Raw genomic sequence first — 8540 nt, 5'->3', positions numbered from 1 at the left:
AACACTTGGGTCCCCCGTCCCTGCCGCGGGATCTCGCTCCGACCCCGGACGGCGGCAGGGTTCGGCATCCCGCCCGGAGACTCCACGAGGAGGGCTCGCGAAGCGGTCCAGACGCTAGCGCGAACCCCACCCCCATGTCACGTTTCGATCACGACCGTGTCTCATGTCACGAACGCGGCGACAGGTCCGGACACGGCCGAGCCGTATCGAGAGAGGGTAAAAGCCGCAGGTCAAGGGCTCTTTCCGGCCTCCTGACCGACGGCCGACCGCCGTCACCCACGTTGCGCCGCGATGTGGTCGACGTCACGCGCTGTGCACATCCAGAAGGTGGGCCCTAACCGTTGCCGGGCGACCCGGGCCGCCCCGCCACGGCGGATGCGCTGCCCCGGGCCGGTGGGGTGACCGGGCCGATGGCGTCCGGGATCGGCGGGCGGCCCGGGTCAGCGGGTGACGAACAGGTGCCGCGTGATCTCCTCGGGCAGGTCGAGCTCGAGCTCGGCGCCCGGCGCGTGCAGGGAGACCAGGTCGAGCCCGGGGCGAATGCTCAGCTCCAGGCGCCGGCCGGGCCGCAGACCGGCCTCGGCCATGCGGGCGAGGAGATCGACGTCGACCTGGAGGGGCTCGCCGATCCGCTGGAGCACCACCTCGTGGTTCTCCACCCGCGCCCCGGCCGGCGTGGAGGCCGAGCCGGCGGGGAGCAGCTCCGCGACGACGTCGGAGAGCGCGCGCACAGGCGCGTGCTCACGAACCGGGGCGGCGTCCAGCTCGCCCAGGTCCTCGAGCCCGGGGATCGGGTTGCCGTACGGGTCCACGTGCGGGTGGTCGAGCAGGTGGAGGAGCCGCCGCTCCACCCGCTCGCTCATCACGTGCTCCCAGCGGCAGGCCTCCTCGTGGACGTGGGGCCAGTCCAGACCCACGACGTCGACCAGCAGACGCTCGGCCAGCCGGTGCTTGCGCATGACCCTCGTGGCCTTCTCGCGGCCCTCGTCGGTGAGCTGGAGCTGCCGGTTGCCGGTGAGCACCAGCAGCCCGTCGCGCTCCATGCGGGCGACGGTCTGGGAGACCGTCGGCCCCGAGTGCCCCAACCGCTCGGCGATGCGAGCGCGCAGCGGGACCACGCCCTCCTCCTCGAGCTCGTACACCGTCTTGAGATACATCTCGGTGGTGTCGATCAGGTCACTCACGTATCAGCCGCTCCCTCAGTGCCCGCCGCCCCGGGTGCCGCCGCCGGCACCGGCGACGGAGCCGTCCAAGGGCTCAGGATACGGAGGAAACGCGGACGGCGGGCCCGGCGCTCACGCCGACGTCACTCGGCGTTGCTCGCGAACGTCGCGTCGACGTAGTCGTCCTGCGGCAGCGGCTCGGCGTACTCCAGGGCCCCGGACTCCATCCAGACGCGCTCCATGGCGGCGAGCTGCTCGGGCAGCGGCGCCAGGTCGGGCAGCCACGTGTAGAGCGGCACCGCCGCGACCTCGTCCGCGGTCTGGCCGGTGGCCGCACCGATGATCTCGAGGTTCTCGTCGGAGTACCGGTCCTCGCCCTGCAGGTCCTTCGCCGCGCGCGCCAGGGCGCCGAAGAACGGCTGGGCCAGGTCGGAGGAGGCGAACTCGCCGCCGTAGAGCACGCCCGTGCCCGAGGTCCCCTCGGGCGGGACGCCGAAGGACGTGCCCGTGCCGTCCTCGATGGCGAGGGTGGAGAACGGGGCACTGATCAGGCCGGCGTCGATGCTGCCGTTGGCGATGGCCGTCGGCATGTCGGGGTTGCCGAGGTTGACGATCTCGACGTCGTTGATCGTCAGCCCCTCCTCCTCCAGGGCGAGGGAGAGGAGGTAGGCGCCGGTGCCGCCGGGCCCGCCCGCGGCGCCGACCTGACGGCCGGCCAGGTCCGCCACGGAGGCGACCTCGCCGGAGTCGACCAGGGCGGAGCTGACCACGAGGTCCGTGGGCGAGGACTCGGTGTTGCCGTCGGAGACGCCCATGGAGCCGACGACGGTGACGTCCAGCCCGGTCTCGATGGCGCTGAACATGCCCGCCGAGAAGCCGGCGGCGACCACGTCGAGCTGGCCCGAAGAGGCAAGCGGGACGGCGTCCTGCCCCGACTTGACGGTCTCGAGGTTGATCTCGATGCCTTCGTCGGCGAAGTAGCCCTTGGCGTCCGCGACGTAGAGGGGGGCGAAGATCGGGAGCTGCACGTGGCCCACGTCCACGGTCTGCAGCTCTTCGCCGCCGGCGCTCGCGCCGTCGTCGGCCGACCCGCCGGAGCAGGCGGCGAGCAGCAGGCTCGCGGTCGCCGCGGAGGCAAGGAGGGGGAACTTCTTCATGGCTTCGCTGCCTTTCTCTTGGAGCCGCCCGTGCGCTTCCACGGCAGCAGTGCTCTCTCGAGCAGGATGACGAGCCCCGTGACCAGGGCCCCGATCAGGGAGACGACGATAAGGCCGACGAACATCTTCTCCGGCTGGAAGAGCTGCCAGGAGTTCCAGATGAGGTAGCCCAGGCCGTCGTTGGACGCCACGAACTCCACGGCGGTGATGACGATGACCGCCATGCCGGCGGAGACGCGCAGCCCGGTCATGATGTGCGGCAGCGCCCCGGGCAGGAGCACGTGCCGGAACAGCTTCCAGCCGGTGGCCCGGTAGGCGCGGGCCGCCTCCAGGATGCGGGCGTCGATGGAGACGATGCCGGCGAGGGTGTTGATCTGGACCACGAAGAACACCGAGATCGCCACGGACAGCACCTTGGGCGTCTCCGTGAGCCCGAAGATCAGGAGCAGCAGCGGCAGGATCGCGATCTTCGGCAGCGCGTAGAGCGCGGTGAAGGTGGGTCCCAGGGCCGCGCGCAGCGGCCGCCACACGCCCATGAGCAGCCCGAAGAGGACGCCGAAGACGGCACCCCAGACCAGCCCCGCGGCGAGGCGGCCGACGGTCGCGACCGAGTGCAGCCACAGCGACCCGTCGAGGACCATCTCCCAGCCGCGGCCGACGATCGCCGACGGCGGGGTGAACAGGCGGGCGTCGAGGAGACCGGTCCGGGCGGCCGCCTCCCAGGCGGCCAGCAGCAGGATCGGGGTCAGGACGGCCAGGGCCACGTCCCGGGCGCGCAGGCGCCGCTCGCGGCGGAAGTCGCGGTCGATGGCCCGTTCCAGCTCGGGCGAGAAGGCCGGCGCGGCGGCGGGAGTCGCCGGCGCGTCGGGGCGGGCGGGCGTCACGGGGGCGCTCATGCGAACCTCACCGACGCCTGGACCTCGTCGCGCAGCGACTCCCAGATGCCCTGCTTCGCGGCGGCGAACTCCGGGGTGCCCTCGATGGCGACCTCGCGCGGGCGGGGGAAGGGCACGTCGAGGATCTCCTTCACGCGGCCGGGGCGGGCGGTCATCATGACGATGCGGTCCCCCAGGAGCAGGGCCTCCTCGATGGAGTGGGTGACGAGCACGACCGTCTTGCGCTCCGCCTCCCACAGGCGGACGAGCAGCTCCTGCATGATCGTGCGGGTCTGGGCGTCCAGCGCCCCGAGCGGCTCGTCCATGAGCAGCGACGGCGAACCTGTCGCGAAGGCCCGGGCGATCGCGATGCGCTGGCGCATGCCGCCGGAGAGCTGGTGCGGGTAGGCGTGCTCGAACCCGTCGAGGCCGACCTCCGAGATCCAGTGGCGGGCGCGCTCCTCCCGCTCGCGTCGGGGCACGCTCGCCATCCGCTCGCCGAAGGCGACGTTCTGCAGCACGTCGAACCAGGGGAAGACGCCGTGCTCCTGGAAGACGAAGGCGGACTTGGGCACGTCCGAGGCGGGCAGGTTGTCGGTCACGGTGCCGGCGGTGGCCGTCTCGAGCCCGCCGAGGATGCGCAGCAGGGTCGACTTCCCGCAGCCCGACGGGCCGACGATGCAGGTGAAGGACCCCGCGTCGAAGGTGAGGTCGACGTCGGAGAGTGCGTGGACGTTCTTCCGGCCGACGAAGACCTTGGAGACCCCGCGGGTCTCGAAGGCGTGGCCGACGTCCGTGGGCGCCGTCGTCTCTGTCATACCTGCTCCTCGTGGTGCACCGATGTCCTCAGCGCACCGAGCCGTCGGTGGTCGGGGGCGTGAATCTCGGGGGTTCAGGAGAACAGAAGACGCCGCCGATGAGACTGGCGTTCCAGTCCGTGGTACCCGGGGTCGGTGCGGTGCGGGCGGCGAGGAGCTCGGGCGCCCAGGCCTCGGCGTCGTCCTGGGGACGGAAGCCGATCGCGGCCCCGCCGTCGGGCGAGAGGTAGCCACGGGTGTTGGCCGAGACGCCCCAGACGGTCCGGAACCCGGTGGCGGCGGGCGAGAGGGCGGCGTCGAGCAGGCGCACCGCGTCCGCCGGCGAGAGCCAGGTGCTGAGCATGCGGGTGTCGGTGGGCCGCGCCTGGCGCGAGGCGATGCGCAGGCAGACCACGTCCATCCCGTACCGGTCGTGGTACAGGCTCCCCAGCGCCTCGACGGCGGCCTTCGTGACGCCGTAGAAGGTGTTGGGGCGGACGACGACGTCGTCGGGCACACGCTCCCCCGCCGGCGGGACCGGCACGAACCCGGCGGCGTGGATCGAGCTCGCGAGCACGGCACGCCCCACGCCGAGGCGCCGGGCGGTCTCGAGCACGGCCTGGGTGCCGTCGATGTTCGCGGTCATGAGCGGCTCCCACTCGTCCTCCTGGGGGATGCCGGCGAGGTGGACGACGGCGTCGCAGCCCGCCATGGCCTCGGCGAGCGCCGGGCGGTCGTTGACGCTGGCGCGCACCCAGGTGCCGCCGGCCGGCTCCGCCGGCGCGCGCTGGTCGATGCAGACGAGCTCGTACCCGAGCTCGAGCAGCCCGGGGACGACGTCGGAGCCCAGGCTCCCCGCCGCCCCGGTGAGCGCCACGCGGCCCCGGCGGCGCGCGCCGGCAGGAGGAACGCCTGCGGGAGCCCCGGCATCCGCGGGAGGCACGGCATCCGCGGGAGGCACGGCGCCCGGAGGAACGCTGCCCGCCATCAGATCAGCGCTCCCTGGTCGGCCAGCAGCGCACGGGCGGCCCCGACGTCGTGCGCGCCGGTCCGGGCGAGGACGACGGCCGCGGCGCCGCACGCGTGCCCGGTGGCGAAGGCCGTGCCCATCACGCGCAGCGAGGCGTAGGCCCGGTTGTCCGAGCTCACGAGCCGCCCCCCGGCGAGCAGGTTGGTGTGGCTCGCCGAGCAGACCGCGCCGTAGGGGATGTCGTAGAAGCCCTTGTCGCGGATGCCGCCGTAGACGGTGACGCCGGGGGTCGCGTGGTCCTCCATCGGCCAGCCGCACCGGGCGACCGAGTCCGCGCGCCGTCGGCCCTCGGTGACGTCCGCGGCGGTGACCGTCTCGCGGCCGACGAGCCGCCGGGACTCCCGGATGCCGATCTGCGGGCCGGTGGCGGCCAGGTAGCTGCGCTCCCAGCCCGGCAGGTGCCGCTGGAAGGCGTGCAGGTAGTGCCAGGCGAGGCGGCGCGCCCCGGTCTCGGCCGCGGTCAGCTCGCGGACGTCGAGCACATCGCGGTGCTGGTCGGCGAGGAGCAGCATGACCTCGCGGGTGACCGGCATCCGGACCGCGATGCCGCCGTCGCGCTGCAGCCGCACGCCGGTCCCGGCCTCGTGGGCGCGCACGGCCGCGGCCATGTCCTCCGCGGCGAGGGCGGCGTCCTCGGCCACCGCCCCGACCCGCATCACCAGGGTGCTGGCCTGGCGCTCGCCGACGTCGGAGACGTGCGTGCGGGCGCCGGCGGCGGCCAGGAGGGCGCCGTCCCCGCTGCAGTCGACGAAGGCGCGGGCGGTGAGCCGCTCCCGCCCGCCGCGGTGGTCGAGGGTGACGGCGGTGACCCGGTCGCCGTCGACCTCGGCAGCGATGACACGGCTGTGCAGGAGCAGGGTGACGCCGGCGTCGGCCACGAGGTCGTCGTAGACGCTCTTGGTCGTCTCGAGGTCCAGGAGGACGACGGTGTTGCCCGTGGCCGGGAGGGTCTCGGTCTGGTAGAGGTCGCGCGCCTGGAGACGGTCGAGCACCTGCTGACCGACGCCGCCGACCACCTGGGTCCGCGTCTGGTCGAAGAACCCGCAGTGGGTGAGCACCGAGCTGACCGTGGCGGCGCCCCCGAGGTAGCCCTGCTGCTCCACGAGGCAGACGGCGGCGCCGGCCTGCGCGGCAGCCACCGCCGCGGCGATCCCGGCGGCGCCACCCCCGACCACGACCACGTCGAAGTCGTGGTCCTGCTGCTCGCTCATCCTGACGTCCTCGTCTCTTCTCCGGGCGGCGCCCCAGCCCTGTTGAGGACCTCGGCCTCGCCCACCACGCTGGGCGGCCCCCATGCTCGCCCGCTGTCCGGAATGTTGGCAAATGCCTAGGAGGTCGCGCCATCATGCCTGACAGGCATACCGTGCGCGGATGGAGCTGCGGCAGCTGACCTACTTCCACCGGGTCGCGGAGACGGGATCGGTCAGCCGGGCCGCCGCGCTGCTCCACCTCACCCAGCCCTCGCTGTCCCGGCAGATCGCCGCCCTCGAGCGCGAGCTGGGTCACCGGCTGTTCGACCGGACCGGGGACGGCATGGTTCTCACGGCCGCCGGACGCGGCCTGCACCGGCACGCGGAGGTCATCTTCGCCCAGGTCGAGCGCATCCCCGAGGTGGTGCAGACCTTCAGCGAGGAGCGCGAGATCGTGCGCGTCGGCCTGCCTCCCGGGCTCCCGCACGAGTGGTTCCTGGAGCTGCTGTCGGCGGCCGGCACCGCGCTGCCCCACCTCGCCCTGTCGGTGACCGAGGCGAGCAGCGCCGAGCAGCACACCCTGGTGCGGGCGGGGCTGATCGACGTGGCGCTGCTGCACACCCGACCGGCTGACCTGGACCACGCCGTCCTGCTGACCCAGGACCTGGGGGCCGCGGTGCCACCGGGCTCACCGCTGGCGTGCCGCCGCACCGTGCGCCTCGCGGATCTCGACGGGCTGCTGGTGATGGCGCACGCCGCGGGCGAGGTGGCCACGGAGGAGGCGCGCCTGCGCTCCGCGGCAGCCGCCGCCGGGGTCGGGGCGCGCTGGATCTTCCGCCGCTTCGCCGAGCACAGCGCCCTCATCGCCGCCAGCTCCGGCGTCGACGCCGTCCTCATGACCGCGGCCTCCGCCGCCCGGCACCTCGAGGGCTGGACCTGGGTGCCGGTCGCCGAGCGGGACGCCGCCGGGGAGCGGATCGCGGTGGTCACCTGGGCGGCGTGGGGCCGGCGGCCGCGGACGAGCGTGCGCGCGCTGGTCGACCTCATGGTCTCGACGCCGTGGCGGTCCGGGTAGCGGCATCGTCCCCCCACCACCGCGGCCCGGGCAGCCGCGCGATTTCGCCCGGGTGACGCAGGGTGCCTATTGTTCGCCGTGATGGCCGCCACACCCGATCTCCCGACCGGTTCCCGCCCGCCGATCTTCGCCGTCGACGGCGAGGGCGGGCCGCTCTACCGCGGGCGCCCCGTCGGCGCGCTGGCCGGCACGCCGTTCAGCCAGCTGTGGGGGATCCTCGTCGACGACGGCGAGCTCCCCCGGGCGGAGCCGTACCACCTGCCCGTGCGCACCGGCGACACCCGGGCGGACGTGCTCTCCGCCCTCGCCCAGCTCACGCCGGCGTGGTCCTACCGGCCGCTGTCCGAGATCGACCGGTCCCTCGCCCTGGACAACCTCGCCCGGGCGTCCGCGATGACGCTGAGCTTCGTGGCCCAGTCCGCCCGCGGGTACGACGTCCCCGCCGTGCCGCAGCGCCAGGTGGACCTGATGGACACGTCCACCGAGCGTTTCCTCGTGCGCTGGCGCGGCGAGGCGGACCCGGCCGCGGTGCGCGCCCTGGACACCTTCTGGCTGGCCGTCGCGGAGAACGGGTTGACCCCGTCCACCCAGACCGCCCGCCTGGCGGCGGAGGTCGGCGCCGACGCCGCGTCCTGCCTGGCCGCGGGGGTCGCCGTCGGCGGCGGGCCGTTCCTCGGCGGGGCGGTCGCCCGGGGACTCGCCGTCGTCGAGGAGGTCGAACGGACCGGCGACGCGCGCCGCGTGGTCGAGGCGTACGCCGACGCCCACGGCGGCGCGCTGCCCGGCTTCACCGACGCCCTGCCGACGGACCTGCGGGCCGGGCTGCTGCGCGACGCCTGCGTCGAGGTGGGCGCCCGGCACCTCGAGGCGGGCGAGGCGATCGCCGTCGCGGCGCACGAGGTGCTGCTCGAGCGCGGCCGCCCCACCGAGGAGTCGGCGGCGAACACGATGTTCTGGGGCGCGATCCTGCTCGACCACCTGGGCGTGCCCGCGCCGCTGATGTGCGCGCTGTACCTGTGCGGCCGGACCGCCGGCTGGGCGGCGCACGTCCTCGAGGTGCACGCCTCGCTGCGCTGAGCCGCGCGCCCGCCCTGTACAGCCGCGGGTACGGCCCCTAGCGTCCGGGTCAGTGTCAGGGTGAGTGCTGCCGCTGTTGCGGTGGTTGGATCCTGAGCACCCGGTGTCTGGCTCATAGCGTCGGTGCCGACCTTCGGGTCTGGCGTGCATGCGTTTTGCCGGCACCGGGTGTGAAG

Annotated in this window: 8 protein-coding genes; 2 read left to right on the top strand and 6 right to left on the bottom strand. The window is 73.9% G+C overall.

Annotated elements, in window-relative coordinates:
• Positions 1–440: 440 nt before the first annotated feature.
• The 6 genes from KZX45_RS19670 to KZX45_RS19645 form a co-directional block, all read right to left on the bottom strand.
• On the bottom strand, positions 441–1184 hold the full coding sequence (locus tag KZX45_RS19670; protein WP_248259456.1) for a metal-dependent transcriptional regulator: 744 nt from the start codon (positions 1182–1184) through the stop codon (positions 441–443).
• 122 nt (positions 1185–1306) lie between these two features.
• Positions 1307–2320 carry an ABC transporter substrate-binding protein gene (locus tag KZX45_RS19665; protein ID WP_248259455.1) on the bottom strand — a complete coding sequence of 338 codons (1014 nt, stop codon included), beginning with the start codon at positions 2318–2320 and terminating at the stop codon, positions 1307–1309.
• The gene (locus KZX45_RS19660; protein ID WP_248259454.1) at positions 2317–3216 is read right to left on the bottom strand and encodes an ABC transporter permease; all 900 of its coding nucleotides are present in this window, start codon (positions 3214–3216) and stop codon (positions 2317–2319) included. The genes KZX45_RS19665 and KZX45_RS19660 overlap by 4 nt, the downstream gene beginning before the upstream one ends.
• Positions 3213–4013: an ABC transporter ATP-binding protein gene (locus KZX45_RS19655; protein ID WP_248259453.1), complete on the bottom strand. Its 801-nt coding sequence runs from the start codon at positions 4011–4013 to the stop codon at positions 3213–3215. Before KZX45_RS19655 ends, KZX45_RS19660 begins: the two co-directional genes overlap by 4 nt.
• Before the next feature lie 28 nt (positions 4014–4041).
• Complete coding sequence (locus KZX45_RS19650) at positions 4042–4869, bottom strand: NAD(P)-dependent oxidoreductase (RefSeq protein ID WP_248259452.1); 828 nt, start codon at positions 4867–4869, stop codon at positions 4042–4044.
• Positions 4870–4979: 110 nt separating this feature from the next.
• A complete protein-coding gene (locus KZX45_RS19645) occupies positions 4980–6233 on the bottom strand; it encodes an FAD-dependent oxidoreductase (RefSeq protein WP_248259451.1) in 1254 nt (417 codons plus the stop codon).
• A gap of 160 nt (positions 6234–6393) precedes the next feature.
• Here KZX45_RS19645 and KZX45_RS19640 point away from each other — a divergent pair, with 160 nt between their 5' ends.
• On the top strand, positions 6394–7287 hold the full coding sequence (locus KZX45_RS19640) for a LysR family transcriptional regulator (protein WP_248259450.1): 894 nt from the start codon (positions 6394–6396) through the stop codon (positions 7285–7287).
• 81 nt (positions 7288–7368) lie between these two features.
• Positions 7369–8364 carry a citrate/2-methylcitrate synthase gene (locus KZX45_RS19635; protein WP_248259449.1) on the top strand — a complete coding sequence of 332 codons (996 nt, stop codon included), beginning with the start codon at positions 7369–7371 and terminating at the stop codon, positions 8362–8364.
• Positions 8365–8540 lie beyond the last annotated feature (176 nt).

This window comes from Georgenia sp. EYE_87, from assembly GCF_023148685.1.
Lineage (GTDB): Bacteria > Actinomycetota > Actinomycetes > Actinomycetales > Actinomycetaceae > Georgenia.
The sequence above is the reverse complement of the archived record's forward strand: the minus strand, read 5'-3'. Positions and strand labels throughout refer to the sequence as shown.

Excerpts from the sequence above, each read along its gene's own strand:
- KZX45_RS19665 (WP_248259455.1), bottom strand. The coding sequence starts at position 2,320 with ATGAAGAAGTTCCCCCTCCTTGCCTCCGCGGCGACCGCGAGCCTGCTG.
- KZX45_RS19660 (WP_248259454.1), bottom strand. The coding sequence starts at position 3,216 with ATGAGCGCCCCCGTGACGCCCGCCCGCCCCGACGCGCCGGCGACTCCC.
- KZX45_RS19655 (WP_248259453.1), bottom strand. The coding sequence starts at position 4,013 with ATGACAGAGACGACGGCGCCCACGGACGTCGGCCACGCCTTCGAGACC.
- KZX45_RS19645 (WP_248259451.1), bottom strand. The coding sequence starts at position 6,233 with ATGAGCGAGCAGCAGGACCACGACTTCGACGTGGTCGTGGTCGGGGGT.
- KZX45_RS19640 (WP_248259450.1), top strand. The coding sequence starts at position 6,394 with ATGGAGCTGCGGCAGCTGACCTACTTCCACCGGGTCGCGGAGACGGGA.
- KZX45_RS19635 (WP_248259449.1), top strand. The coding sequence starts at position 7,369 with ATGGCCGCCACACCCGATCTCCCGACCGGTTCCCGCCCGCCGATCTTC.